General features: G+C 65.5%; 24 protein-coding genes and 1 tRNA gene. 17 read left to right on the top strand and 8 right to left on the bottom strand.

What is annotated here, in order from left to right; translation table 11 throughout:
- The first annotated feature begins 14 nt into the window (after nt 1–14).
- Nucleotides 15–89, top strand: a tRNA-Val gene (locus tag MTX34_RS11485).
- Between the two features lie 81 nt (nt 90–170).
- On the opposite strand, the gene MTX34_RS11480 is transcribed toward MTX34_RS11485, so the two are convergent.
- On the bottom strand, nt 171–1,040 hold the full coding sequence (locus MTX34_RS11480) for a bile acid:sodium symporter family protein (protein ID WP_243609540.1): 870 nt from the start codon (nt 1,038–1,040) through the stop codon (nt 171–173).
- 224 nt (nt 1,041–1,264) lie between these two features.
- Here MTX34_RS11480 and MTX34_RS11475 point away from each other — a divergent pair, with 224 nt between their 5' ends.
- Genes MTX34_RS11475 through MTX34_RS11460 form a run of 4 tightly spaced genes read left to right on the top strand, consistent with a single transcriptional unit; the run spans nt 1,265 to nt 3,242 of the window.
- The gene (locus tag MTX34_RS11475; protein WP_243593176.1) at nt 1,265–1,549 is read left to right on the top strand and encodes a hypothetical protein; all 285 of its coding nucleotides are present in this window, start codon (nt 1,265–1,267) and stop codon (nt 1,547–1,549) included.
- Nucleotides 1,542–2,249, top strand: coding sequence for an alpha/beta fold hydrolase (locus MTX34_RS11470; RefSeq protein WP_243609539.1), 708 nt, complete (start codon nt 1,542–1,544; stop codon nt 2,247–2,249). The genes MTX34_RS11475 and MTX34_RS11470 overlap by 8 nt, the downstream gene beginning before the upstream one ends.
- A gap of 16 nt (nt 2,250–2,265) precedes the next feature.
- Nucleotides 2,266–2,718 carry a hypothetical protein gene (locus MTX34_RS11465; protein ID WP_243609538.1) on the top strand — a complete coding sequence of 151 codons (453 nt, stop codon included), beginning with the start codon at nt 2,266–2,268 and terminating at the stop codon, nt 2,716–2,718.
- The gene (locus MTX34_RS11460) at nt 2,715–3,242 is read left to right on the top strand and encodes an N-acetyltransferase family protein (RefSeq protein WP_374639400.1); all 528 of its coding nucleotides are present in this window, start codon (nt 2,715–2,717) and stop codon (nt 3,240–3,242) included. The genes MTX34_RS11465 and MTX34_RS11460 overlap by 4 nt, the downstream gene beginning before the upstream one ends.
- 7 nt (nt 3,243–3,249) lie before the next feature.
- Here the strand turns inward: MTX34_RS11460 and zapE are convergent, their stop codons facing one another.
- Nucleotides 3,250–4,263 carry a cell division protein ZapE gene (gene zapE, locus MTX34_RS11455; RefSeq protein WP_243593179.1) on the bottom strand — a complete coding sequence of 338 codons (1,014 nt, stop codon included), beginning with the start codon at nt 4,261–4,263 and terminating at the stop codon, nt 3,250–3,252.
- A 34-nt stretch (nt 4,264–4,297) separates the two neighbouring features.
- Here zapE and MTX34_RS11450 point away from each other — a divergent pair, with 34 nt between their 5' ends.
- The 5 genes from MTX34_RS11450 to MTX34_RS11430 all read left to right on the top strand — a co-directional run bounded on the left by MTX34_RS11450 (nt 4,298) and on the right by MTX34_RS11430 (nt 8,952).
- Nucleotides 4,298–5,086, top strand: coding sequence for a pyrimidine reductase family protein (locus tag MTX34_RS11450; RefSeq protein ID WP_243609537.1), 789 nt, complete (start codon nt 4,298–4,300; stop codon nt 5,084–5,086).
- A 46-nt stretch (nt 5,087–5,132) separates the two neighbouring features.
- On the top strand, nt 5,133–6,707 hold the full coding sequence (locus MTX34_RS11445; RefSeq protein WP_243609536.1) for an alpha/beta fold hydrolase: 1,575 nt from the start codon (nt 5,133–5,135) through the stop codon (nt 6,705–6,707).
- Nucleotides 6,708–6,770: 63 nt separating this feature from the next.
- Nucleotides 6,771–8,009 (top strand): glycosyltransferase family 87 protein, encoded by a 1,239-nt coding sequence (locus MTX34_RS11440; protein WP_243593182.1) that lies wholly within the window; start codon nt 6,771–6,773, stop codon nt 8,007–8,009.
- Nucleotides 8,010–8,036: 27 nt separating this feature from the next.
- Nucleotides 8,037–8,465: a peptide-methionine (R)-S-oxide reductase MsrB gene (msrB, locus tag MTX34_RS11435; protein ID WP_094615235.1), complete on the top strand. Its 429-nt coding sequence runs from the start codon at nt 8,037–8,039 to the stop codon at nt 8,463–8,465.
- A gap of 28 nt (nt 8,466–8,493) precedes the next feature.
- Nucleotides 8,494–8,952 carry a MaoC family dehydratase gene (locus MTX34_RS11430; protein ID WP_183130156.1) on the top strand — a complete coding sequence of 153 codons (459 nt, stop codon included), beginning with the start codon at nt 8,494–8,496 and terminating at the stop codon, nt 8,950–8,952.
- Here MTX34_RS11430 and MTX34_RS11425 read toward each other — a convergent pair.
- Genes MTX34_RS11425 through hemE form a run of 5 tightly spaced genes read right to left on the bottom strand, consistent with a single transcriptional unit; the run spans nt 8,930 to nt 15,074 of the window.
- Nucleotides 8,930–11,251, bottom strand: coding sequence for a molybdopterin-dependent oxidoreductase (locus MTX34_RS11425; protein ID WP_243609535.1), 2,322 nt, complete (start codon nt 11,249–11,251; stop codon nt 8,930–8,932). The two genes, MTX34_RS11430 and MTX34_RS11425, sit on opposite strands and share 23 nt — an antisense overlap.
- A complete protein-coding gene (locus tag MTX34_RS11420; protein ID WP_243593184.1) occupies nt 11,248–11,952 on the bottom strand; it encodes an HAD family hydrolase in 705 nt (234 codons plus the stop codon). The genes MTX34_RS11425 and MTX34_RS11420 overlap by 4 nt, the downstream gene beginning before the upstream one ends.
- The gene (gene hemQ / locus MTX34_RS11415) at nt 11,949–12,644 is read right to left on the bottom strand and encodes a hydrogen peroxide-dependent heme synthase (protein ID WP_243609534.1); all 696 of its coding nucleotides are present in this window, start codon (nt 12,642–12,644) and stop codon (nt 11,949–11,951) included. The genes MTX34_RS11420 and hemQ overlap by 4 nt, the downstream gene beginning before the upstream one ends.
- 4 nt (nt 12,645–12,648) lie before the next feature.
- Nucleotides 12,649–14,004, bottom strand: coding sequence for a protoporphyrinogen oxidase (locus tag MTX34_RS11410; protein WP_243609533.1), 1,356 nt, complete (start codon nt 14,002–14,004; stop codon nt 12,649–12,651).
- Complete coding sequence (gene hemE / locus MTX34_RS11405; RefSeq protein WP_243609532.1) at nt 14,001–15,074, bottom strand: uroporphyrinogen decarboxylase; 1,074 nt, start codon at nt 15,072–15,074, stop codon at nt 14,001–14,003. The genes MTX34_RS11410 and hemE overlap by 4 nt, the downstream gene beginning before the upstream one ends.
- A gap of 125 nt (nt 15,075–15,199) precedes the next feature.
- Between hemE and MTX34_RS11400 the strand changes: the two genes are divergently transcribed.
- From MTX34_RS11400 to MTX34_RS11370, 7 genes are all read left to right on the top strand, one after another.
- Nucleotides 15,200–15,799, top strand: a complete 600-nt coding sequence (locus MTX34_RS11400; RefSeq protein WP_243593603.1) for a DUF3000 domain-containing protein — start codon at nt 15,200–15,202, stop codon at nt 15,797–15,799.
- Nucleotides 15,800–15,839: 40 nt separating this feature from the next.
- Entirely contained in the window at nt 15,840–17,120 is a 1,281-nt protein-coding gene (locus MTX34_RS11395; protein ID WP_243609531.1) for a ribonuclease D, read from the top strand.
- A gap of 71 nt (nt 17,121–17,191) precedes the next feature.
- The gene (locus tag MTX34_RS11390; protein ID WP_243609530.1) at nt 17,192–18,418 is read left to right on the top strand and encodes a thiolase family protein; all 1,227 of its coding nucleotides are present in this window, start codon (nt 17,192–17,194) and stop codon (nt 18,416–18,418) included.
- Nucleotides 18,415–20,520 carry a 3-hydroxyacyl-CoA dehydrogenase NAD-binding domain-containing protein gene (locus MTX34_RS11385; RefSeq protein WP_243609529.1) on the top strand — a complete coding sequence of 702 codons (2,106 nt, stop codon included), beginning with the start codon at nt 18,415–18,417 and terminating at the stop codon, nt 20,518–20,520. The genes MTX34_RS11390 and MTX34_RS11385 overlap by 4 nt, the downstream gene beginning before the upstream one ends.
- Before the next feature lie 98 nt (nt 20,521–20,618).
- Complete coding sequence (gene sigJ, locus MTX34_RS11380) at nt 20,619–21,473, top strand: RNA polymerase sigma factor SigJ (RefSeq protein ID WP_243609528.1); 855 nt, start codon at nt 20,619–20,621, stop codon at nt 21,471–21,473.
- A 94-nt stretch (nt 21,474–21,567) separates the two neighbouring features.
- A complete protein-coding gene (locus MTX34_RS11375) occupies nt 21,568–22,314 on the top strand; it encodes an SDR family oxidoreductase (RefSeq protein ID WP_243609527.1) in 747 nt (248 codons plus the stop codon).
- Between the two features lie 155 nt (nt 22,315–22,469).
- Entirely contained in the window at nt 22,470–23,960 is a 1,491-nt protein-coding gene (locus tag MTX34_RS11370; RefSeq protein ID WP_243609526.1) for an MFS transporter, read from the top strand.
- Here the strand turns inward: MTX34_RS11370 and dxs are convergent.
- The gene (gene dxs / locus MTX34_RS11365; protein ID WP_243609525.1) at nt 23,947–25,827 is read right to left on the bottom strand and encodes a 1-deoxy-D-xylulose-5-phosphate synthase; all 1,881 of its coding nucleotides are present in this window, start codon (nt 25,825–25,827) and stop codon (nt 23,947–23,949) included. The two genes, MTX34_RS11370 and dxs, sit on opposite strands and share 14 nt — an antisense overlap.
- Between the last annotated feature and the right edge of the window lie 69 nt (nt 25,828–25,896).

Here is a 25,896-nt window from a genome sequence, read left to right as displayed (position 1 = left end):
CGATGCGAGGACACGCGCGATTAGCTCAGCGGGAGAGCGCTTCCCTGACACGGAAGAGGTCACTGGTTCAATCCCAGTATCGCGCACCAGAGTTCGACCAGGTCCGGCCCCCTACCACGGGGGCCGGACCTTTTTGTGCCGGCGTCGCCTTCGATCCGTACTGCCCGACCTCATGACGAGACCTGTGTGCGGGTCCGTCCGGAAACCAGATAGCCGAATGCTGTGGCCAATACGTACATGAGGAACGAGTAGACAGCGGCCGGTATCGCCACCTCAGTGCTTCCGAGCACGCTCAATGCGACTGTGAGGGCAACGGTGGTGTTGTGGATTCCGATTTCCATCGAGATCGCGATCGACTGCGGCTCACCCATCTTCAGCAGTCGCGCAGCACCGTAGCCGATGGCGAGGCTTGCGAAGCAGAACAACCCCGTCACCAGTCCGACCTGTTCGAGGTAACCGACAACGTTGGATCGCTCGCCGATGAGAGCGCCGACCGCCACCGACACCAAGATGACGATCGAGAAGATCCGGACCGGTCGATCCGCGCGTTCGGCGAACGCCAGAGAGCGATTGCGCACCAGCATTCCGAGTGCGACCGGAATCAATACGATAGCTATGACCTGCACGATCTTGCCGAACTGCAGGCCCAATTCACCGTCTGCATCGAAGTAAGCGATGGCGAAGTTGGTGATGACGGGAACGGTCACGGCCGCCAGAACCGAATTGACCGCAGTCAACGTGACGTTGAGTGCCACGTCCCCACGGAACAGGTGTGAGAACAGGTTCGCGGTGGTCCCGCCCGGCGAGGCGGCCAGCAGCATCACTCCGACAGCCAGTAACGGCGGTAGGTCGAACAGAAGAATCAGTCCGAATGCGAGAACCGGAAGAACCAGGATCTGAAGAGCCAGGGCCATCACAACGGCCCGCGGCGTGCGTGCGGTGCGTCGGAAATCCTCGACGGTCAGCGACAAGCCGAGTCCGAACATGACGATCGCGAGTGCGATGGGCAGAAACGTCGAAATCACTACCGAGTCGTCCATGAATTCCTTCTGGTGCGGGAAACGTGAGATGAGTGTGCGGCATTCGTCCGTTTCTGGCGAGAGTTCGCTGCGCAGAATGAAAATGAGCTGATCAGGTTGCGTGCCCGGTCGAGTCGACATTTCCGACGGATCGACGGCCCGCATCCCGAAGTCAGGTGTGGTGATTCACGCCATAGACGTGCACAGTGGAGACGACGCACACACTTCGATGGAAGGACACTCACGTGTCGGACGATGCTCAGAGCGAACCCACAGTCGACGACGCCACGCTGGAGGAAGCGAAGAAGTCCGTCGAGGGCCTCGACGACCGTTATCGACCCGGCGCCCGCCCCACCGTGGCCCTTCCTGGAACCAACGGCACCGTTGCGGGAACCGCCTTCGCGGATATGGTCGACGACAACGGTGAGATGGTCGACGCCGATGACCAGGACTCCGCCGACACCAACGGCTCTGCCGACACGGATCACGCCGACAACCAGGAAAAGGTAACGTCCTCGAACGATGCCTGAACTCGATGGTCCCGACGCCCCCGCCGACATCGATCTCGGCGGGGGCGTCGCCCATTTGCATACACCGTCGATACCGTCACGGGGCGGCCTCGCTCTGACGCACGGTGCGGGCGGCAACTGCGAGTCGCTGCTACTGCAGCGCATCGCGGCAGTATGGACGGCAGCCGGGTTCACGGTGCTGCGATTCGATCTTCCTTTTCGTGTACGCAAACCCAAGGGACCACCGCATCCGTCCCGTTCGGACGAGGACCGGCTGGGCATCGCTGCGGCCATCGATCGTCTTCGCGCCGCTACGGACGGATTCATCGCATTCGGTGGGCATTCCTACGGTGGCAGGCAAGGGTCGATGATCGCGGCCGACCGCCCGGGCCTCGTCGACGGACTCGTCCTGACGTCCTATCCCCTGCACCCGCCGGGCAAGCCGGACAAGGCTCGTGCACAGCATCTTCCCGACCTGCGAACACCGACGGTCGTAGTACACGGCACGAAGGACCCGTTCGGCACCACTGCCGAACTGACCGCTGCACTCGCGCTGATCCCATCCCCCACACTGCTGGTCGACATCGAGGGTGCGGGCCACGACCTGGCCCCTGTCAAGTACGACGCGGCAACAAAAACCCTTGCCGGTGCCGTCTCGCTGTTCGGTGCCCCGACGTCCGATTCGTCTGTTGTCGTCCCGCTCTTCGACCCGTTGCGCTGAAGTGGTCTACTAAGGCATGCCGACCTGGGGATGGTTCATCGTTGCGTTGGTCCTCGTCGACGCCGCGGTGCTCGCGGCGTGGCTGTTGGCCCGCAAAAAGCCCGGCTCGTCCCCGGAGACCGCGAAGAACATCAGGCTCATCGGTCTCGACGAGAGCGCCCGCGCAGACATTCATCGACTGCTGGCCGCAAACAAGAAGATCCAGGCCATCAAGGTATTTCGTGAACGAACAGGTGCCGGGCTCGCCGACGCGAAGAACGCGATCGAGAACGTCGAGCGCGGGGAGCCGTTTCCGTCCTCGGCCACCATCATCGACGCTGCACAATCCGGTCCGACACCCTGGGACGATCTGATCCCGCGATTGCAGTCGCTGAAATCCGAAGGAAAAGCGATCTCCGCCATCAAACTGTTGCGCGACCGCACCGGCCTGTCGCTGCGGGATGCCAAGAACGCGGTGGATCTGCTGTGACCGTGCGCGTGGCAGCACTCGCCGATGCGCATCGCGTCGCCGAGATGGCCGCGTCGACCTTTCCGCTCGCCTGCCCGCCGGGAACCCGAGCGGAGGACATCGAGCAGTTCATCTCGACGGTGTTGTCCGTACGTCATTTCGAGAACTACATCGCCGACGCGACCAGGACGGTCCTCGTCGACCAGACAATCGAGGCGGACGTGGTGGGTTACGCGCTTCTCGTGTCCGAGACGCCCACGGACCCGGACATTCGCGCGGCCCTCTCGACCCTGCCGACCATGGAAATCAGCAAACTCTATGTGCGGCCGACCGAGCACGGCAGCGGAGCCGCCGGGCGACTGATGTCGTCATCGTTGAGCCATGCACGTGATTCCGGTTGTGCCGCAGCATGGTTGGGCGTCAACCAACAGAACGTGCGGGCGCAGAAATTCTACGCCAAACACGGGTTCGAGATCGTGGGCACCAAGACGTTCGTCGTCGGAGTCCAGACGCACGACGACTACGTCATGCAGGTGAGGCTGTGACGTCCACTCAGCCGACTGCAGCGAAACGCGACAATGCAAGCAGACGCGAGGTGGCGCGCAGGTACTTCTTGCGGTAGCCGCCGGCCAACATCTCCTCGGTGAAGATCTCGTCGAGCTTGCCACCCGAGGCCGTCACCGGGATGCCTGCGTCGTACAGACGATCGGCGAGGACCACCAGTCGCAGAGCGATGGCCTGATCCGATGCCGGGTGCACGTTCTTCAGGAACACTGCAGGAATTCCGTCGAGCAACTTGCCGTAGCGCGAGGGATGCAGTGTGCTCAGGTGCTTGAGCAGATCGTCGAAGTCGTCCAGGGTCGCACCGTCGATGGTGTCGGCACGCTCGACCAGTTCGGACTCGGACGTGGGCTCGGGGGCCGGGGGCAGATCGCGGTGGCGGTAGTCGGGGCCGTCGACGCGGATGGACTCGAATATCGAGCCGAGCTTCTTGATCTCCCGCATGAAGTCCTCGGCGGCGAAGCGACCCTCACCGAGCTGCCCGGGCAGGGTGTTCGACGTAGCGACGATGGACACTCCGCGCTGTGAGAGCTCGGAGAGCAACCGCGAGACCAACATCGTGTCGCCGGGATCGTCGAGCTCGAACTCGTCGATGCACAGCACGCTGTGGTTCGAGAGTTCCTCCAGTGCCTTGTTGAAGCCGAGAGCACCGACCACGTGGGTGAGTTCGACGAACGTGCCGAACGCCTTGGGCTCGGGAACGCTGTGATAGATCGAGGCCAGCAGGTGAGTCTTGCCGACGCCGAAGCCGCCGTCGAGGTACAGGCCGGCACCGACGGCAGGGGTCTTCTTGCCGAAGAGGCCGCGCTTGCCCTTGCCACGGATCTTCTGGACCTTGCTCGCGAACTCCTCGGCCTTCGCGACTGCAGCAGCCTGAGTCGGCTCCTTGGGATCCGGAATGTACGAGGAGAAACTGACGTCGTCGAACATCGCCGGCGGGACCATCTGCGCGATCAGCTGATCGGAGGGGACCACGGGATTTCGGTCGACAAGGCGTGCGGACATTTGTCGAGCGTAACGACGTGGTCTGATCTCTCTCATGCAGCTTCTCGATATTGGGACCTACTTCACATCGGAGCATGCGACCGCGTCCATGCCCACCGTCGGGTCGACACTCGACGACGATGCCATCCGCGCTCTGCACTCCTACCCGACCGACCTGGACCGCCCGTGGATCCGAACGAACTTCGTCGCCAGCATCGACGGATCGGTCACCGCGAACGGTAAGTCAGCGGGCCTCGGCACCCCCGCGGATGCCCGACTGTTCGGCATCCTGCGCGAACTGTGCGACGCCGTCCTGGTCGGTGCCGGAACCGCTCGTGCCGAGAACTACGGCGGCGTCTCGCTGTCCGACGAGGCGACAGCACGACGGGTGGAGGGCGGACTGGCACCGATTCCGACCATCGTGGTGGTCACCGCCTCCGGTTCTATCGACGCGGATTCCCGATTGATCACCGACACCGACGTCAAGCCCGTCGTGGTGACCACGACAGCTGCTGACGGCTCGAAGGTGGCCGCTCTCCGGTCGGCGGGAGCGACGGTGATCGAGGTGTCCGGCGAATCGGTGTCGACCGCCGACATCGTCGCGACACTGACCGACCTCGGATTCCACCGCATCCTGTGCGAGGGCGGACCGGGACTGTTCGGACAATTGGTGTCCGACGGTGCAGCCGACGAGCTGTGCCTGACGGTTTCGCCGATGTTGGTCGCCGGCGAGGCGGGCCGCATCGCCCACGCCGGCCACGCGTCCGACACGCCGATGCAGCGGACGCACGTTCTCGGTGACACGGACGGGACGCTGCTCACGCGCTGGGTACGTCAGCGATGAGCAGCGCGCGGTCCGCCATCGATCGAAAAGTCGATAGCCTCGCACGGTGACGCAGAAACGTACGTTGCTCGCCGCCGCCCTCGTCCTCGCCACAACGTGCGCGGCCTGTGGTGCCGGGCCGTCGATGCGGCCCGATGTCGCGGTGGAGCAACGCTCCCCCGGTCAGCCCGCCGAGTCCCCGGCAGAAGCGCCGCCGGAACCGGAAGCTCTCGCAGTTCCGACCTCCGATCTCGCCTGGGCCGAGTGCACCGATGCGACACTCGGGACGTTCGGGCTCACTTCCACTACTCCGGGACTGACCCTGGAATGCGCGGAGTACGAAGCCGACGTCGACGCCAGCGGGCAGATGTTCGGCACTTTCGCCGTCGGTGCACTGCGAGCGCGACTCGATCGCACACCGGCCGATGCGGGCCCGTTGGTCTTCACCTCCGGTTCGGATCGGTCCTCGATCGCCACGTTGGCGACGATGGCTGCCGGCCCACTCTCGACCCTGCTCGAGGCGCATCCCGTCGTTGCGGTGGACCGACGTGGCATCGGCCGATCCACCGCCGTGGACTGCATCGACGACACCCTCCAGTCACCTACCAAGTCTGCTGTCGATGCACTGGGGCAGTTCACCAGATCCGACGCCGATGCCGTGGACCGAGCCGTCGACGCCGGTCGGGACGCCACCATCGAATGCACCGACACGTTGCAGCCACAGGAACTCGCCTTCGGCACCACCTACGCCGCCGATGACCTGGACCGCCTCCGACAACTCTGGGGTGTGGACCGGATCGGAGTGATCGGCTCGGGCAACGGCGCGCTCACCGCGTTGGCCTACGCGGCGAAGTTTCCGGACAACATCTCCCGCCTGATCCTCGACTCGCCGACCGGAGTCGGTGCCGATCAGATCACGCTGGCCGAGCAGCGGACTCAGGGCAAAGAAGCGGCCTTCACTGCATTTGCCCAGCGTTGCGTCGCCCTGAACTGCTCACTCGGCAGCGACCCGACGGCCGCCGTGGCGGAACTGCTCGGACGCGCGGCCGGTGGTGAATTCTCGCCGCTGTCCACCCACGAAATCCTGAACGGCATCACTTTCGCGCTCGCGTCGACCGCAGGCGACGCGTCGTCGCGGGCGACCGGCCTGTCGACGACTCTGTCGGCGGCTGCCGCGTCCGACACCACCGCGCTGGCAGCCCTCGCCGAACGCGGTCGAAACGCTTACGGCACCGACGGACAATTCGTGTCTCGCTGCACGGACGGGCAGCAGTGGCCGTCGCCGCAGGGCGTTCGCGACCTGTCGTCGCAGTGGAACGACCGCTATCCGATCTACGGCACCGACGCCGCTCTCACGGCGCTGCTGTGTTCGTCGTGGCCGACGGCTCCGTCCATTCCGCTGCCGTCGTCTCTGGACGTCCCGGTGTTGGTCCTGGCCAACGCCGGCGACCCGATCGTCGGCAACGGCGGCCTGTCCTCGGTGACCGGGTTGGTCGGAGCGTCCGGTGCAGGCGTCGCCTCGGCTGCATGGCAGGGCAGCGGGCACCCGAGCCTCGGCGGATCTCAATGTCTGCAGAGCGCTGCGGTGAACTACGCACGCGACACCGCGCTTCCGACGGACGGCACCGTCTGCCCCGCCTGAGTCGGGTGCCCATCGCGGGGTGTCCTTCGCCGGTGCGGTCGTCGCCTCGGGTACCGTTCCCGGGTGTCACTTAGCTTTCTGGAGCCGCGGTCAGGGCGGACGACCGCCGAGGTAATCAAGTACGCCCTGTGGCCCATCGCCATCATGACCGTCATCCAGCGTGTGGTGATCAAGGCGGTCAACGGAGACATCACCAACGATTTCAACCCGGTGTACAGCGCAGCCCTGGCATTCCTCAACCGCCAGCCGGTGTACACGGCCAACTTCGACTCGGTCGATCCGCACTACCTGTATCAACCGAGCGCGACGATGCTGCTCTCCCCCATCGCCGTCATCGACCCCGAGCGGTCCCGCTGGCTGTTCATCATCGCCAGCACCGTCGCGATTCTGCTCGCGCTGTACATCCTGTTGCGCATCTTCGGATTCCGGCTCGATTCGGTAGCGGCCCCCGCGCTCCTGCTGGCGGCTTTCGTCAGCGAAACCGTGACCAACACGTTGGTGTTCACCAATTTCAACGGCTTCGTCCTTCTCGGTGAGGTGGCCTTCCTCGGGTATCTACTCCAGCGCAAGGACCTGTCGGCCGGCGTCGCCATGGGTCTGACTCTGGCCATCAAGCCGATGCTCGCGCCGCTGCTGCTGCTTCCGCTGATGACACGTCAGTGGAAGGTCTTCATCACCTCGATCGCGATCCCCGTCGTGATGATGGCCATCGCCTGGCCGCTGTCGGTCGACCCGATGAACTTCATCGACCGGACGCTGCCGTACCTACTGCAGACTCGCGACTACTTCAACAGTGCTGTCGTGGGCAACGGGCGCTACTACGGTGTCCCCGAACTGCTCACCCTCGGCATCCGCGCGGTTCTGGGAATCATGGTTCTGATCTCGCTGTGGCTGCTCTACCGGTACTGCCGCGAGGACCGTCTGTTCTTCTTCGCGACCACCTCGGGACTGATCCTGACCGCACACTGGCTGCTGGGATCACTGGGTCAGATGTACTACTCGATGATGCTGTTCCCGCTACTGATGACCGTCGTGCTGAAGAACTCGCTGCTGCGCAACTGGCCCGCCTGGCTCGCGATCTACGGATTCATGAACTACGACCGATGGCTGTCGGGGCGCTGGATCGAAACCGGCCGAGCCCTCGACTACCTCCGCACCACGTTCGGGTGGGCGTTGCTGATCGTCGTCATCTTCGGTGTTCTCGTCGGACGCTATTTCGCCGCTCGAAGCGAAGGACGACTGGACGACGGAATCGAACCGAGCTACCTGCTGCCGAGCGCGCCACCTGCGAAAACGGCATAGCCCGACAAATCGTATTAGCGTGGAAGCATGAGTTCAGCAACCGACAACAACTCCGCTCCCGCCGTCCAGCTCACCGACGCACAGTGGCGCGAGAAGCTGACCCCCGAGGAATACGCGGTGCTCCGGCAGGCCGGCACCGAACGACCGGGCGTCGGCGAATACACCGACACCACCACCGAGGGCATCTACGAGTGCCGCGCCTGCGGTGCCGAACTGTTCCGCAGCACCGAGAAGTTCGAATCCCATTGCGGTTGGCCGTCCTTCTTCGACCCGGCCGACAGCGATGCGGTCATCCTCAAAGAGGACACCACGCTCGGAATGCGCCGCGTCGAGGTCGTCTGCCGCACCTGCCACAGTCACCTCGGGCACGTCTTCGAGGGCGAGGGCTACCCCACGCCGACCGACCAGCGGTACTGCATCAACTCGATCTCGTTGACGCTCAAGCCTGCATCCTGATCCGCTCTGCTCGAGCCATACTGTGAGCATGCGCACTTTCACCTCACCAGAGCAGATCAAGGCCGCCGTCGGCGAAGACCTCGGTACCAGCGATTGGCTGCAGATCACCCAGGAACGGGTGAACACTTTCGCCGACGCCACCGGCGATCATCAGTGGATCCACGTGGACGTCGAACGGGCGAAGAAGGAAAGCCCGTTCGGCGCACCGATCGCACACGGATTCCTGAGCCTGTCCCTGGTGTCGATGCTCAACTGGCAGATCTACACGATCGAGAACACCAAGCTCGGAATCAACTACGGCTCCAACAAGGTTCGCTTCATCAACCCGGTGAAGGTCGGAGCCCACGTGCGCCTGCAGACCACCCTCGTCTCCGCCGAGGAAGTATCCGGTGGAGCACTACAGCTGGTGACGGCGGGAACGTTGCAGATCGAGGGCGAGGACAAGCCCGCGCTCGTCGCCGAGATCATCTCTCGGGTCGTGTTCTGACCTTTGTCCGCACAGGTGGATCGAACGCTGTGATCGGCGGCAACGGCTCGTCGTAGCGTTCGATCTCCACCAACACGTGTTGGCCGGTGCACCCACGTGCGAGCGCCGACGATCCCTCGTCTGCGGTGAGCACATTCACGCTGCCGTGCTTGCACATCGAATCGGGATCGGCCGGATCTTCAGGGTCGTACCAGGCCCCGGTGGACAGCTGAACGACCGAATCCAGCATCGCGTCGTCGACGATCACACCGGCCAGGCACGAGCCGCGGTCGTTGAACACCCGCACGACGTCCCCGTCCGATACTCCCCTGGCCGCGGCCGCAGACGGGTGCATGCGTACGGGCTCGCGGCCCTGAATCTTCGAGTTGCGGCTCACCGCACCGTGATCGAGCTGACTGTGCAGCCTGGTGCGCGGCTGATTGGCGATCAGGTGCAACGGAAACTGTTGGGCGCGTGGTCCGCCGAGCCATTCCTGCGGCTCGAACCACATCGGATGCCCACGGCAATCGTCGTAGTCGAAGCTCGCAACCGTTGCCGAGAAGATCTCGATCTTGCCGCTCGGGGTGCGCAGGGCGTTCCGCGCCGGGTCGGATCGAAAATCTTGGAGGAACGTCAGATCGTCCTCGGTCTGCATCCGAAACGACCCCTCGCGCCGGAAATTTTCGTACTCCGGCGTATCGACGCCGCCTGCGCGTAGATATCCGCGCCACTGCCCGTACAGATGCTCCAGCCATTGCTGCGAGCTACGTCCCTCGGTGAACTGCTCACCCACACCGAGTTTCGCCGCCAGCTCGGCGAAGGTGTCGTAGTCGTCTCGCGAATCTGCGAAGCGGGCCACGGCCGGTTCCATCGCGACAAGCAACGGATCGTTGCGCGTGCAGCTCAAGTCCGACCGTTCCAACGACGTGGTCGACGGTACGACGATGTCGGCGTGCTTGGCCATCGGTGTCCAGTAGGGATCGTGTACGACGACGGTGTCGGGTCTACCGAGAGCGCGACGCAGCCGTCCGAGATCCTGGTGATGGTGGAACGGATTGCCGCCGGCCCAGTAGACGACCTTGATGTCCGGATAGGTCAATCGCTCACCGTTGTAATCGAATTCACCACCGGGATCGAGCAACATGTCCGAGACCGCGGCCACCGGGATCAAATCGGGCACCGGATTGATTCCCTGTGGCAGGGTCGGTAAGGGATACGGCACCGGGGCCAACCCGGGCTCGTTCATCGAGCCGTAGCCGTGTCCGAATCCCCCACCGGGCACGCCGATCCGACCCAACATCGATGCCAGCGTGATGCCCATCCACGGGGCCTGCTCGCCGTGCTGCGTCCGTTGCAGTGACCACGTGACCGTCACCATCGTGCGTTTCGACGCCATCTCCCGCGCGAGATCCGCGATCTCCGCAGCCTCGATGCCGCAGATCGTCGACGCCCACTGCGGGGTCTTGGGTGTGCCGTCCGTGATGCCGAGCAGGTACCGCTCGAACTCCGGATAGCCCTCGCAGTACTTCTCCAGAAACGCTGGGTCGTGCAGCTTTTCGTCGGCGAGCACGAATGCGAGCGCCAGCATCATCGCTACGTCGGTGCCGGGTCGCGGGGCGATCCATCGAGCGTCGCCACTCATGTCGTTTCGTAGCGGACTCACGGTGACGATCTGCCCACCCCGGGCGCGCATCGCGTCGAGCGAGTCGACCGTCGGATGATCCGAGGTGCCACCGTGATTGATACCGGTGTTCTTCACCGGGACTCCGCCGAACGCCACCAGCAATTCGGTGTGTGCGGCAATCACGTTCCAGGACGTGGAGCGCGAGAACATCTTCCAGTGCGCACCGAGGACGTGCGGCATGATGACACCGGTCGCACCCAGTGAGTAGCTGTGCACCGATCGTGTGTAACCGCCGATGCAGTTCAGAAAGCGATGCACCTGACTCTGCGCGTGATGGAAGCGTCCGGCGCTCGCCCACCCGTACGACCCGCCGTAGATGGCGTTGTTACCGAATGTTTCTACTACTCTGCGTAATTCGTTCGACAGTACGTCCGTCAGCTCGCCCCACGAGACCTCGACGAACTCGTCGCTGCCACGCTTGTCGGTCGGACCCGGCCCGTGCTCGAGCCAGCCCCTGCGCACCGACGGTGCGGTGACGCGGGATCGATGGGTCACCGACCCGACGAGGTTGCCCAACACCGGGGAGGGATTACTGTCGGTCACCTCGGGATGGACCGCGGTGACATCGCGGCCGTCCGACTCGGCACGAAACATGCCCCAGTGGCCCATGTGCTGGGCACCGGCTACTCGGGTCATCGAATTCCGAACTCGCGCAGCGCCTTCAGCAGAGCGTCAGGGCGTTCCGACGTCGGCACCGGATCGACGAGCGCGAAGTGGCACCCGATGTCCCGCGCGGCACCGTCGGCCTCGGCGCTGTCGCCCACCATCAGCGTGCGTGCGGGATCGACACCAAGGGCCTGGACCGCGTGTCGAAAGATCTCCGGCTGCGGCTTGACGTGCCCGACCTCGAACGACAGCACGAAGTGATCCACGTACCGATCGAGATCGCGATCGACGAAGGCAGGACGGATGTCGAATGCGATATTGCTCAGCACCCCCACCCGAACCGATTCGCGCGCAAGCCTTTTCAGCACCGCCTCGGTGTCCGGATACGGCGTCCACGAGTCTGCGTCGATCACGCGTCCGTACACCGACTCGGCCTGCTGCGGATCGGTGACCCCGGACTGCGCGAGCACGTGCAGATACGCCTGTCGGTGCAGGGCTGGGTCGAGGTCTCGGTGGCGCCAGGCATGACGCGTCGCGTCGTCGAACTCGACCGTCTCCCCCACCGGTGCCGTCATGCGCCGCATCAGTTCCGCGGCTCCTGCTCCGTCGACCGGAGTGCCGTCTGCATCGTGGATGCCGTCGAACCAGGTCGGGTGCTCCTCCAGCCGGAACAGCGTGCCCGAGAAATCGAACAGGACGGCGTCGATGGTGGGGGTGCCCGTCGTCGTCACGGCAGGGATTCGACGAGCGCGTCCACCTCGACCCGAGGGCCGGTGAAGAACGGGGTCTCCTCGCGCACGTGTCGCCTCGCCTCGGTGGCCCGCAGGTCACGCATCAGGTCCACGATGCGATCGAGTTCCGGGGCCTCGAAGGCCAGGATCCATTCGTAGTCGCCGAGCGCGAACGACGGCACGGTGTTCGCGCGTACGTCCTTGTAGCCGCGAGCCGCCATGCCGTGGTCGGCGAGCATCGTCCGACGCTCCTCGTCGGGCAGCAGGTACCAGTCGATCGACCGGACGAACGGGTAGACACAGATGTACGCGCCCGGATCCTCACCCGCGATGAAGGCCGGGACGTGGCTCTTGTTGAACTCGGCCGGGCGATGGAGGGCGGTGTTGCTCCAGACCGGAGTGCTCGCCTTGCCCAGTGCGGTGGTGCGCCGGAAGTCGGAGTATGTCGCCTGGAGGTCCTCGATGCGTTCGGCGTGCGTCCACACCATGAAGTCGGCGTCGGCACGCATACCGGCGATGTCGTAGACCCCACGCACCGCTACACCCTTGTCTTCCCGACTTTCGAAGAAGACTTTCGCCTCCTTGGCGGCCTCGGCCCGATCCTCGCCCAGAACCCCGGGCGTGACCTTGTAGACCGAGAACATCAGATAGCGGAGAGTCGAGTTGAGCGCTGAGTAATCGAGGCGTGCCATGGCCCTATCGTGCCACTTCGATCACACGGGCGGCAGCGGTGGTGGCGGACGCAATACACGCGGGCACCCCGACGCCGCGCTGCCAGGCTCCCGTGACCTCGAGGCCGGGTAGGTCGGCAACTCCGGCCTCGATGGCAGCAACGCGATCGAGGTGCCCCGGCGCGTACTGCGGCAGGCCTCCCGGCCATCGCTGCACGGTTGCCGCCAGCGGACGTGCATCGACGCTCGACACCGTTTCGAGGTCCGCGAGCGCGATCGCGATCGTGTCCTCGTCGGATCGGTCCGAGGCCGTGTAGTCGCCGAAGCGGCCGAGCGAGGCCCGCAGCAGTACCGCACCACGCTCCCCGAGGTGCGGCCATTTGCGGCTCGACAGGGTGAAGGCCTTGACGTCCAGGCCTGCGTCCGTGGCCACCAGGATTCCCGAGTTCTGCGGCAGCTCCGTCGTCTTGGGGAAAGCGAGCGCGACGACGACCGACGATGCAAGTTCGATATCCCGCGCGGCCTGCGACGCCGCTGGTGCCACCTCCGCGATCAGCCGACCGAGAATCGGCGCCGGGACCGCCAGCACCACTCCGTCGACGAGTCCGACGCCATCGACGAACCACCCATCGGATTCGCGGCCTATTCGCCCCACGTGTGCTCCGACAACCGTTCTGGCATCGGTCGCGGCGACAAGGGCGTCGAGCAGTACCGCATAACCGTCGCGCAGGCCGCCGAACACCGGTCCGGGCGACGGGGTGGGCAATGCTGTCAGCACTGCCTCGGTCAGGTTCGCCGCGCCGCCGTCCAACGCGGCAGCCAACGTGGGCAGTGCCGCGCGGACGCCGATGGAGCTCGACGAACCGGAGTACACACCGCCGAGCAGTGGATCGACCGAACGGCTGACCACCTGAGAGCCGAATCTGGTGCCTACGAGATCGGCCACACTCACGTCCGAACCCGCGGTCCATGCGAAGGGCCGCGCGGTCTCGGTCTCGATGAGGTGCAGGTCTTGGGGGTCCACCAGATCCCGTACCGAGTCGGCAGAGGACGGGATACCCATCAGGGTGCCGAGCGGAAGTGCGTGTGTTCGACCGCCGGAGAAAACGAGCGGACGCACCGGCGCCGGGTACACCAGTTGATCCGACAGGCCCAACTCGGCGAGCAGTGCCGGCACCTCCGGCCGTCGACCGATGAAGGCTTCCGCACCGACGTCGAGCGAGTCCGTGCCGACTGTGGTGGTGCGCAGCGTGCCGCCGATGCGGGACGAGCTCTCGACGAGAGTGATCTCGGCATCCGGCCCGCAGGACTGCCGAAGGCGATACGCCGCGACGAGGCCGGAAATTCCGCCGCCGATCACGGCGTACCGCCGGACGGTCACAACGAATGCACCAGCGACACCACGCGCGTCAGAATCTCGGGATCGGTATCGGGCAGCACTCCGTGTCCGAGGTTGAACACATGTCCGCGCGCTCCGGCCGCCACCGCGCGGTCTCCCTCGGCGGCGATGCGTCGAACTTCCGTCTCCACGGCATCCCAGCCGGCGAACAGCACCGCTGGATCGAGATTGCCCTGGAGGGCTTTGCCGCCGCCGACGCGGTGCACGGCGTCGTCGAGTGGGATCCGCCAGTCGACGCCGACGACGTCGGCCCCGGCCTCACCCATCGCCCCGAGCAGTTCTCCGGTTCCGACGCCGAAGTGGATCTTCGGTACACCGGCCGAGGACACGGCGTCGAACACTCGCGTCGAGTGCGGCAGCACGTACTCGCGATAGTCGGCGAGGGACAGCGCACCCGCCCAGGAGTCGAACACCTGCACTGCGTCGACGCCTGCAGCGAGCTGAGCCTGCAGGAACGTGATCGTGGTGGTGGCCAGTGCGTCGAGCAGCGCGTGCCACGTCGCCGGATCGGACCGCATCAGCGCTTTGGTCTTCTCGTGATTTCGACTCGGACCGCCCTCGACCAGATACGACGCGAGCGTGAAGGGCGCGCCCGCGAAGCCGATGAGCGGCGTACCACCGAGTTCTCGGGTGAGGATCCGCACCGCATCGGCCACCGGCTCCACCTGGTCGGGGGTCAGAATCGGCAACGCGGCGACGTCGGCAGCCGACCGTACAGGCTGCGCGACGACCGGTCCGGTACCGGCGACGATGTCGAGGTCTATGCCGGCGGCCTTGAGCGGGACGACGATGTCCGAGAACAGGATTGCCGCGTCGACGTCGTGCCGACGGACGGGTTGCAGGGTGATCTCGGCCACGAGGTCAGGACGGAAGCACGAATCCAACATGCCGATGCCTGCACGAATCTTGCGGTACTCGGGCAGTGACCTACCGGCCTGCCGCATGAACCACACCGGCCGACGCGAGGGAGCTCGACCTGCGATCGCGGCGAGGAACGGCGCGTCCGGGAGTTCTCGGCGGGCGGGGGCGGCGGCGTGCGGTTCGGCGTTCATCGACGTCCATGCTGCCACGTGTGAGAAGTACAACCGCCACCAAGGGCGACACACCCGCCGCAGTTCGATCACGACTCGGCGCGCCTCCGTCGCACGGCAACGTGACGCGTCTAACGTCCGATGACGTGACCGAACCCCGATCAACCGCCGAACCTGCGCCTTTCCGCGCCGCCATCGACGCGATGCATCGGGCTCAGGTACACCCGGCGATCGAAATCGGTCCGATCAGGCCGCCGCAACGCCTCGCTCCCTACAGTTACGCAATCGGGGCCGAGGTCAAACACGCCGAGTCCGAGCAGGTCGAGGAACAGAGCGACGGCGACGCATTCGGTCGTCTCATCCTTCTGTACGACCCCGACGGCGCAGAAGCCTGGAACGGCACCCTGCGGCTGGTCGCCTACATCCAGGCGGACGTGGACGAATCCCTCGCCGACGATCCTCTGCTCCCCGAGGTCGGCTGGAGCTGGTTGGTCGACGCACTTGAGTCACGGTCGGAGCCCCTGAACGCCCTGGGTGGCACGGTCACCTCCACCAGCTCCGTGCGCTACGGCGACATTGCCGGGCCACCCAAGGCTCATCAGCTCGAACTTCGCGCTTCGTGGACGGCGACGTCCGAGGACCTCTCGACGCACGTCGAGGCGTTCTGCGAGGTGCTCGCCTACGCGGCCGGATTACCGCCCGCGGGCATCACCACCCTCGGCCAGCGCAGTTCCAGCCGGACATAGTGGGCGGCCCTCCCACCCGCAGGGCCTAGAGTCACTTCTCATGTCAGCCGAGAGTTCTCCCGAGACCACGCCGGACGACGAGGCGAACGTGCCTGTCGCCGTTCCGCTACTGGCCCCGGCTGACGGCGTACCCGACGTGGTCGACACGCCGGACGCCGTGCGCGCGGCTGCCGCCCTGCTCGCAGCGGGTCACGGCCCCCTCGCCGTCGACGCCGAACGCGCCTCCGGCTTCCGCTACTCCCAACGCGCCTACCTGCTGCAATTTCGTCGCCGCGGCGCAGGCACCGTTCTGCTCGATCCGATCCCGGTCTCCGGCGACCTCGCTCCGCTCGCCGAGGTGATCAACCCGCTCGAATGGGTACTGCACTCCGCCGATCAGGACCTGCCGGGACTCGCCGAACTCGGCCTGGTACCCGCCACGCTCTACGACACCGAACTGGCAGGACGCCTCGCCGGATTCGATCGAGTCGGACTCGGTGCCATCGTCGAACGCACCCTCGGACTGGCCCTGCAGAAGGGCCACGGGGCCGCCGACTGGTCCACCCGGCCCCTGCCCGACACCTGGCTCAACTACGCGGCACTCGACGTCGAGGTTCTTCTCGAATTGCGCGACGCGATGGCCGAGGAGCTCGACCGGCAGGACAAGACCGACTGGGCAGCACAGGAATTCGCCCACATCCTCACTCTCGGGCCGCCCAAACCCAAGACCGACAGATGGCGTCGGACATCGGGGATCCATGCGATCAAGTCTCCCCGCACCCTCGCTGCCGTTCGCGAACTGTGGACCACGCGAGACGAATTGGCGGCCAAGCGTGATGTGGCGCCGAGCCGAGTGTTGCCCGACTCGGCCATCGTGGCGGCGGCAACAGCGGACCCGAAAACCTCGCGAGAGCTCGAGCAACTTCCGGTCTTCGGCGGTCCCCGTCAGCGCAGATCGTCCCGATTGTGGGCCACGGCGCTGACTCGCGCGCGGGCACTGCCGACCTCCGAGTTGCCTTCGATGGCAGCCTCTTTCGACGGTCCACCTCCGGTCAATCGATGGGCCCGCCGCGATCCCGACGCGGCTGCCCGACTCGCCGACGTCCGAGCGGCGATGACCGAGCTCAGCGAATCGGTGTCGGTTCCGGTCGAGAATCTGCTGATGCCCGATCTGTTGCGTCGACTGGTGTGGGATTGGCGAACACCGGCCGACCCCGCCGTCGACCCGGCCGAGCTGATCGACGCGCGACTGGTCGAGGGAGGTGCTCGGCCCTGGCAGCGCACGGTGGTGGTGCCGGTACTGACCGAAGCACTGCACCCTTCTCAAGTTACCGACGGGTAATACCGGCTACAGTAGGGGCGCGTCCGGGCACCCGGGCGAGTCGTCCGCATCTGTCGGGAGGATCGAAAAGCGTGTCTGTACCCGCGTCCACCAGCTCACAAAGGAATGTTGTCTTCGTCGACGGCATCCGTACCCCGTTCGGCAAGGCAGGCCCCAAGGGCATGTACGCCGACACTCGCGCCGACGACCTCGTCGTCAAGGCCATCCGCGAACTTCTTCGCAAGAACCCCAACCTCCCTCCCGAGCGCATCGACGAGGTCGCGATCGCCGCGACCACGCAGACCGGTGACCAGGGCCTGACGATCGGCCGTACGTCCGCGTTGCTGGCCGGACTCCCCCGCAGCGTCCCCGGCTTCGCGATCGACCGCATGTGCGCAGGCGCGATGACCTCGGTGACCACCACCGGATCGGGCATCGGCTTCGGCCAGTACGACGTCGTCATCGCCGGTGGCGTCGAACACATGGGCCGCCACCCGATGGGTGAAGGCGTCGACCCCAACCCGCGCTTCCTCGCCGACAAACTCGTCGATCCCAGCGCGCTGGTGATGGGTAACACCGCCGAGAACCTGCACGACCGGTTCCCGAGCATCACCAAGGACCGCACCGACGCCTACGCCGTCGCGAGCCAGAACAAGTACGACGCCGCCAAGAAGGCCGGCTTCATCGCCGACACCCTCGTGCCCGTCGCCACCAAGTCCGCCGCCGGGTGGGGCCTGGCCACCGAGGACGAGCCGCCTCGCCCCGGCACCACCGTCGACGATCTCGCCAAGCTCAAGACACCGTTCCGCCCCGCAGGTCGCGTCACCGCAGGCAACGCCGCGGGACTCAACGATGGTGCCACCGCCGCCATCCTGGCCGGTGAGGACACCGCGCACGAACTGGGACTGAACATCGGCATGCGGATGGTCGGCTTCAGCTTCGCAGGCGTCGACCCGGCCGTCATGGGCATCGGACCGGTTCCCGCGACCGAAAAGCTGCTCGGCCGAACAGGATTGAACATCGACGACATCGGCTTGTTCGAGATCAACGAGGCCTTCGCCATCCAGGTCCTCGCCTTCCTCGAGCACTACGGCATCGCCGACGACGATCCCCGCGTCAACCAGTGGGGCGGAGCCATCGCGTGCGGCCACCCCCTCGCCTCCTCCGGCGTTCGCCTGATGACGCAACTGAGCCGCCAGTTCGCTCAGCAGCCCGACGTCCGCTACGGCCTGACGACCATGTGCATCGGTCTCGGCATGGGCGGCACCGTCATCTGGGAGAACCCCAACCACGCTGACTACTCGGGAGCAGCCAAATGAGTGACATCACCACCGCGTTCGAAGACGAGGTCGTCACGAACGCGTTCACCAAGATCATCTCCGTACCGGGACTCGACGGCTCCATCGCCCTCGTGACACTCGACAACGGCTTCGATCACACCAAGCCGTCGACCTTCGGTCCCGGCGGACTGGCCAAGTTCGACGCCGCACTCGACGAGGCATTCGCAGCGAACCCGGTGGCCATCGCCGTCACCGGCAAGCCGTTCATCTTCGCCGTCGGTGCCGACCTCAACGGTGTGCCGAACATCAAGACCAAGGACGAGGCGCTGCAGATCGGGCAGCTCGGCCACAAGGTGTTCCGTCGCCTTCGCGAGTCGAACATTCCGACGTTCGCCTTCATCAACGGTGCCGCACTCGGCGGCGGCCTCGAAGTGGGACTGCACTCGCACTACCGCACCGTCGCCGAGAACGCTGCCGCCCTCGGCCTACCCGAGGCCTTCCTCGGCCTGGTACCGGGATGGGGCGGAACTCAGTTGCTGCCCAACATCATCGGAGCCTCGAATGCCGTCACCGTCGTCATCGAGAACGCACTGAACCAGAACCGCGTCCTCAAGCCGCAGCAGGCACTGGACCTCGGCATCGCCGACGCCCTCTTCGGCGGAGCCGACTTCCTCGAGCAGTCTCTCGCATGGGCCGCTCAGGTGATCAAGGGCGAGATCACCCCTGCTCGTCCCGAGATCGACCGCGGGCAGGCCTGGGACGACGCCATTGCCCGCGCCAAGGGCATCGTCGCGGGCAAGACGAACAACTTCGCCCCCGGCCCCGTCGCCGCGGTGGAGCTGCTCGAGCTCGCCAAGAGCACCGACATCACCGACTCTGCCTCGCTCGACAAGGCTTTCGCGGCCGAGGACGAGGCCCTGTCCACGTTGCTGGTCAAGGACGAGCTCCGCGCCGGGCTGTACGCCTTCGATCTGGTTCAGAAGCGCGCGAAGCGGCCTGCCGGTGCACCCGACAAGTCGTTGGCGCGCAAGATCTCCGGCGTCGGCATCGTCGGTGCCGGCCTGATGGCCAGCCAGCTCGCGCTGCTGTTCGTGCGGCAGCTGAAGGTGCCGGTGATCCTCACCGACATCGATCAGGAGCGCATCGACAAGGGCGTCGGCTACGTCCACGGGGAGATCGACAAGCTGCTCGGCAAGAAGCGCCTGTCCCCCGATGCCGCAAATCGGTTGAAGGCGTTGGTGTCCGGCTCGATCGACAAGTCCGCCTTCGCCAAGACCGACTTCGTCATCGAGGCCGTGTTCGAGAACCTCGACGTCAAGAAGAAGGTGTTCGCCGAGGTCGAGGAATTTGTCTCTGCCGAAACGATCCTTGCGACCAACACGTCTTCGCTGTCGATCACCAAGATGGCGGCGGACCTGAAGCACCCCGAGCGGGTCGTCGGTTTCCACTTCTTCAACCCCGTCGCGGTCCTGCCGCTGCTCGAGGTCGTCAAGGGTGAGAAGACCGACGATGCCACCCTCGCAACGGCATTCGCGACGGCCAAGACCCTCAAGAAGTCGGCCGTGTTGTCGGCGGATCTCCCCGGATTCGTCTTCAACCGTCTGGTCACGCGCGCGTCGAACGAGATCATCAGCGCGATCGACGAGGGCACCCCGTTCGATGTCGCCGACGGCGCAGTGGGCGAACTCGGCATGCCGATGAGCCCGTTGACCCTGCTGGCACTGGTCGGACCGGCCGTCGCCCTGCACACGGCCGAAACCCTCGCCGAGGCCTATCCGGATCGGTTCAAGGACTCGGCCGGCTTCCGCGCTCTCGTCGAGGCGAAGAAGCCGGGTGTGTGGACCTACGGACCCGAGGGCCAGGTCGTCGATCCCGAGGTGGCTGCCCTGTGGCCACAGGGAGATTCGCCGTCCACCGCCGAGCAGGTGCTCGACCGCACCCGCAACGCCATCGCCGACGAGATCAAGATCATGCTCGACGAGGGCGTCGTGGCAGCAGCCGAGGACATCGACCTCTGCCTGCTCCTCGGTGGAGGCTTCGGATTCTGGAACGGCGGCATCACTCCGTACCTGGACCGCAGCGGTGCATCCGAGGCCGCAACCGGTCAGCGCTTCCTCGCCCCCGGTGTAGCCAGCGTCTAGCTTTCCCCGCCGAGTTCGAGGTTATGGACGGATTTTTCCCGGATTTTCGTCCATAACCTCGAACTCGGCATTGTTCGGTCACGCTATGGTGCGATCCGATGAACAACGAACGCAGCCGGCTGATCGGCATCGGCTACCGAATGTTGGGGTCGTACAGCGACGCCGAAGACGCCGCATCCGAGGCTCTCGTTCGCTGGTACCGACTCACCGACGCCGAACGCGACGCCATCGACGTCCCTGCCGCATGGCTCACCCGAGTGGTGGGCCGGATCTGCCTCGACATGCTCGGATCGGCTCGTGTTCGCCGCGAGAACTACGTCGGTCAGTGGCTACCTGAGCCCGTCGAGACCAACGCCACCGAGGGTGCCACGGATCCGGCCGACCGAGTTGCGCAGCAGGAATCGGTATCGCTGGCCCTGCTCGTCGTACTCGAAACGCTCGGTCCGGCGCAACGCGTCGCATTCGTCCTGCACGACGCGTTCGCCGTGCCGTTCGACGAGATCGCGACCGTTCTCGATCGATCCCCGGCCGCCTGCCGCCAACTCGCCTCTGCCGCACGAACTCACGTGCATTCCCGTCATCACTTCGTCGCCGATCCCCGCGAGCACGATCGCGTCGTGAGGGCGTTCGCATCGGCGTCCGCAGGCGGGGACCTCGCATCCCTCGTCTCGGTGCTCGCGCCCGACGTCACCTTGATCAGCGACGGCGGCGGCCACGTATCCGCGGCCCGTAATGCCGTCCTCGGATCCGATCGAGTCGCTCGCTTCGTCCGCGGCATCACAGCCAAGTCCACCGATCTCGACTGGTCGATCGAATCCGTCAACGGCCTGTCGGGGATCGTGATCCGACGCAATGGCGCGGTGTTCGGCGTCATCGGGTTCGACACCGTCGACGGCATGGTCTCCAGCGTGTGGATCGTGCTCAATCCGGACAAACTCCGGCACTGGGTCTGACACCCGCCATACATTCGTCACGGCTGCGTCGTCAGAGAGTGGAGGGCCGCGCAGTGCGGTCCGCATCATCTCTCGAGAATCAGGTGGATACGCGATGAAGCTAGCCGTAGCCGGTGGAACCGGAACCGTCGGAGCACATGTCGTCGAGGTTGCACGTGAACGCGGACACGAGGTGGTCGTGCTGTCGCGATCGGCCGGTGTGGATCTCGTCACCGGCACAGGTCTGTCCGATGCGTTGTCCGGCGTCGACGCTGTCGTCGATGTCGCGTCGACGCAGACGGTGTCGGCGAAGGAATCCACGGCATTCTTTTCCACCGTCACCCGACATTTGCTCGCGGGCGAGAGCGAGAAGGGTGTCGGTCATCATCTGGCCCTGTCCATCGTGGGGATCGACCGGGCCCCACAGTCGTACTACGCCGGAAAGGTCGAGCAGGAGAGAATCGTTCGCTCGGGAACCGTGCCGTGGACGATCCTGCGGGCCACCCAGTTCCACGAATTCGCCGCCCAGATCCGCGCACGCGCCTCGTTCGGTCCGGTGAGCATCATCCCGAAGATGCTCTCGCAACCGATCGCCGCCCGCGAAGTTGCCGAGCGTCTGATCGACCTGGCCGAGCGGCCGCCTTCCGGCCGCGTCGCCGATCTGGGCGGTCCGCGTCGAGAGCGCATGGCACAGATGGTGCGGGGCCAGGCCCGGGCGATCGGTAAGCGGGCACTCGTGCTCGAAGTGCCCGTTCCGGGTGCTTACGGGCGCGCGATGCGCGACGGAACACTGGTTACTTCCGCCGGTGCCGATCACGGTACGCAGACGTTCGAGGACTGGGCGGCCGCACAGTCGCGATGATCGCCCACCGCCGAACTCGAAGGTGTGGACGACATCCGGCGATCTCTCGTCCATGACGTCGAGTTCGGCGGGGTGGGTCGAGAGGCATCTCACCTGACCGGTGGTGCATTGTGAGGAAAGGAAACTATCCGTCGTTCTGCCGCCGAAAGCAGGCCATGAATTCACGCATCGTGTTCGCTGTCGTCACCGTCGTGCTGTTCGGTCTCGGACTGCGTCTGTTGTTCGGCAGTACCTCGGCTCTCACCTCCGATATCGCAGAGTTCTATTCTGCCGATTCCGTCTCGATGGCGCTGTTGACGACGGGACCGGTGATCTGTCTCGGTGTGTGCGCGGCCGCTGCAGGTTGTCTGTTGCGTCGTGCGCGGGTGACGCACGTGCTCGTCGGATGCTTGATTCTCATCGCTGTCGGCACCGCGGTGCGCGCGGTGCCGTCCTGGCCGGTGCTGGTGGCTGGAACCCTCGTGGCGGCTGCAGGTATTGCGGTGGCGAATGTGTTGGGTCCGGTTCTGGTTCGCGTGATCGTGCAGGAGTGGAGCCTGCAGGAACGACCCGACAAGCAGGAGTGGAGCCTGCAGGAACGACCCGACAAGCAGGAGTGGAGCCTGCAGGAACGACCCGACAAGCAGGAGTGGAGCCTGCAGGAACGACCCGACAAGCAGGAGTGGAGCCTGCAGGAACGACCGGGTGGGCAGGAGTGGAGCCTGCAGGAACGACCGGGTGGGCAGCAGTGGAGCCTGCAGGAACGACCGGGTGGGCAGCAGTGGAGCCTGCAGGAACGACCCGTGAGTCCGGCGGTGTCGGCTCGGCGGCTGGGGTTGTTGACCGGTGTGTTGACGGCTGTGATCAGTGCCAGTGCCGGTGTTGCTTCGGGGCCCTCGGTTCCGTTGACGGAGGCGCTCGACGGTGGTTGGCGGTGGGTGCTCGGGCTGTGGGCGGTCCCGGTGTTGATTGCGGCGTTGTGTATGGCGCGGTTGTCCCGGATGTTCGCGAGGGCGGGGTCGGCCGCTGTGCCCGGTGCCGTGGGGTCGCGCGGCGGTTCGGGCGTCCTGCGCTCCCCCGTCGCGTGGGCGGTGACGGCGTTCATGGGTGTGCAGTCCCTCATGGCGTATTCGATGATCGCCTGGCTGCCCACGATCTACCAGGATCGTGGAGTGGACGCCGCCGCGGCGGGGCTGCTGTTGACGGCCCTGTCGCTCAGCAGTGTCGTGACGGCGCTGACGGTGCCGAGCCTGGCCACCAGGTTGCCGAGACAGAGCGTTCTGGCCGTTGCGGTGGTGCTGCCCACTGGTGTGGGCTTGGTGGGGGTGTTGTCCTCTGCAGATTCCTGGGCGCTGCTGTGGGCCGTGTTGCTCGGACTCGGTCAGGGCGGGCAGTTGTCCCTGGCGATGACACTGATGAACCTGCGGGCCGCGACGGCACGTGATGCTGCATCGCTGAGTTCGATGGCTCAGACGGTCGGCTACCTACTGGCAGCCTGCGGCCCGTTGGTGTGCGGCGCGGTGCATTCGGCCACGCAACGGTGGGAGCCGTCGGTGCTCTTCCTTCTCGTGATGACGGCTCCGATGGCAGTCGCGGGCGCGGTGGCCGGACGCCGCGCGTTCTACGGCGTGGACGTCCGGCGGGAGGAGAGCCTCAGAGGCTCTTGACCCAGTGCGAGACCCGCTGCACGACGTCCTCGCAGGTGAGACCGAGTTCGTGGTGTAGCTGTTCCCGCGATGCGTGGTCCAGGAATCGTTGCGGCACACCGAGATCCCGGCACGGAGTGTCGACGCCTGCACCGCGCAACGCGGCCGACAACGTCGATCCGATTCCGCCGTGCACACCGCTGTCCTCGATGGTCACCACCATTCGATAGTCCTCGGCCAACTTGAGCAACGACTGCGGAATCGGAAGCACCCACCGGGGATCCACGACGGCAACCGAGATGCCGTCGTGCCGAAGCTTCTGCGCAGCGTCGAGGGCGAGCGAACCGAACACACCGACCGCGACGATCAACACGTCACCCGTCGCATCGGCCGGCTCGGCCAACACATCGACGATTCCGTCCAGCCTGCGCACAGCCGGCACCGCCTCGGTCACTGCGCCCTTGGGAAAGCGCAGCGCAGTGGGTCCGTCGGACGTCGCGATCGCCTCGGCCAGTTCTTCCTTCAGCGTTTCCGCGTCTCGCGGTGCCGCTACCTTCATGCCGGGGATGATGCCGAGGAGAGACATGTCCCACATGCCGTTGTGACTGGCACCGTCGGCACCGGTGACACCGGCGCGGTCCAGCACCACGGTGACCGGGAGTCCGAGCAGCGCCACGTCCATCAGCAACTGGTCGAACGCTCGATTGAGAAAGGTGGAGTAGATCGCGACCACTGGGTGCATGCCGCCCAGCGCAAGGCCGGCGGCCGACGTCATCGCGTGTTGCTCGGCGATACCGACGTCGAACAGTCGGTCGGGGAACCGAACCCCGAACGCGGCGAGACCTGTGGGCGCAGCCATTGCTGCGGTGATCGCCACGACGTCGTCGTTCTGTTCGCCCTGCTCGATCAGCGCCGACGAGAACACCGAGGTCCAGTCCGGTACCGACTTCGATCGCGCCAGCCCTGTCAACGGATCGATGACACCGGTGGCGTGCATCTGATCGGCGACGTCGTTCTCGGCGTGAACGTAACCCATTCCTTTGCGCGTCACCGCGTGGACGATGACCGGACCGCCGTACGCCTTGGCTCGGCGCAGAGCCGATTCCATCGCATGCTGATCGTGCCCGTCCACCGGACCCAGGTACTTGATTCCCAGATCGGTGAACATCACCTGCGGGCTGATGGCGTCCTTTACCCCGGCCTTCATTCCGTGCAGCATCGCGTACGCCGTAGGACCGACGACGGGAATGCGACGCACGATTCGGCGACCGTTGTCCAGCACCTTCTCGTACCCCGGCTGCAGCCGCAGGGCCGCCAGATGATCGGCCAAACCACCGATGGTCGGAGCGTACGAGCGACCGTTGTCGTTGACGACGATCACCAGAGATCGGTCCCGACCGGCGGCAATGTTGTTCAATGCCTCCCAGCACATCCCGCCGGTGAGTGCACCGTCTCCGACCACGGCGACGACGTGGCGGTCGGTCTCACCCTTGAGTGCGAACGCCTTGGCCATGCCGTCGGCATAGGAGAGCGACGCCGACGCGTGCGAGGACTCCACCCAGTCGTGTTCGCTCTCGACCCGTGACGGATAGCCCGACAGTCCACCCTGTTTACGGAGCGTGTCGAACAGACCGGTGCGCCCGGTGAGCATCTTGTGCACGTACGCCTGGTGGCCGGTGTCGAAGATGACGGGGTCACGCGGCGAATCGAAGATTCGGTGGATCGCCAGAGTCAGTTCCACCACGCCGAGATTGGGTCCGAGGTGGCCGCCGGTGGCGGACACCTTCTCGACCAGAAACGCGCGGATCTCGCGGGCCAACTCGGCCAGCTCCGCACTACCGAGGTCGCGCAAGTCCTCGGGCGTCTGAATTCGCGCTAGGACACCCAACGAGATCGCTCCCTCCGGCCGGAAACAGAATAGAAACTTCAGTCTACGGAGTCGGCGTTCCTCGCCGCT

This window comes from Rhodococcus sp. ARC_M5, assembly GCF_022810405.1.
Taxonomy (GTDB): domain Bacteria; phylum Actinomycetota; class Actinomycetes; order Mycobacteriales; family Mycobacteriaceae; genus Rhodococcoides; species Rhodococcoides navarretei.
Note: the sequence above shows the minus strand (reverse complement) of the source record. Positions and strands in the feature narration are given on the sequence as shown.

What these genes read in the sequence shown, in the direction of transcription:
- MTX34_RS11450 (WP_243609537.1), top strand. Translation starts at nt 4,298, where the DNA reads ATGCAGCTTCTCGATATTGGGACCTACTTCACATCGGAGCATGCGACC.
- MTX34_RS11385 (WP_243609529.1), top strand. Translation starts at nt 18,415, where the DNA reads ATGAGTGACATCACCACCGCGTTCGAAGACGAGGTCGTCACGAACGCG.
- hemQ (WP_243609534.1), bottom strand. Translation starts at nt 12,644, where the DNA reads ATGGCACGCCTCGATTACTCAGCGCTCAACTCGACTCTCCGCTATCTG.
- MTX34_RS11375 (WP_243609527.1), top strand. Translation starts at nt 21,568, where the DNA reads ATGAAGCTAGCCGTAGCCGGTGGAACCGGAACCGTCGGAGCACATGTC.
- MTX34_RS11370 (WP_243609526.1), top strand. Translation starts at nt 22,470, where the DNA reads ATGAATTCACGCATCGTGTTCGCTGTCGTCACCGTCGTGCTGTTCGGT.
- MTX34_RS11465 (WP_243609538.1), top strand. Translation starts at nt 2,266, where the DNA reads ATGCCGACCTGGGGATGGTTCATCGTTGCGTTGGTCCTCGTCGACGCC.
- MTX34_RS11425 (WP_243609535.1), bottom strand. Translation starts at nt 11,251, where the DNA reads ATGACCCGAGTAGCCGGTGCCCAGCACATGGGCCACTGGGGCATGTTT.
- sigJ (WP_243609528.1), top strand. Translation starts at nt 20,619, where the DNA reads ATGAACAACGAACGCAGCCGGCTGATCGGCATCGGCTACCGAATGTTG.
- MTX34_RS11470 (WP_243609539.1), top strand. Translation starts at nt 1,542, where the DNA reads ATGCCTGAACTCGATGGTCCCGACGCCCCCGCCGACATCGATCTCGGC.
- MTX34_RS11395 (WP_243609531.1), top strand. Translation starts at nt 15,840, where the DNA reads ATGTCAGCCGAGAGTTCTCCCGAGACCACGCCGGACGACGAGGCGAAC.
- MTX34_RS11430 (WP_183130156.1), top strand. Translation starts at nt 8,494, where the DNA reads ATGCGCACTTTCACCTCACCAGAGCAGATCAAGGCCGCCGTCGGCGAA.
- hemE (WP_243609532.1), bottom strand. Translation starts at nt 15,074, where the DNA reads ATGAACGCCGAACCGCACGCCGCCGCCCCCGCCCGCCGAGAACTCCCG.
- msrB (WP_094615235.1), top strand. Translation starts at nt 8,037, where the DNA reads ATGAGTTCAGCAACCGACAACAACTCCGCTCCCGCCGTCCAGCTCACC.
- MTX34_RS11480 (WP_243609540.1), bottom strand. Translation starts at nt 1,040, where the DNA reads ATGGACGACTCGGTAGTGATTTCGACGTTTCTGCCCATCGCACTCGCG.
- zapE (WP_243593179.1), bottom strand. Translation starts at nt 4,263, where the DNA reads ATGTCCGCACGCCTTGTCGACCGAAATCCCGTGGTCCCCTCCGATCAG.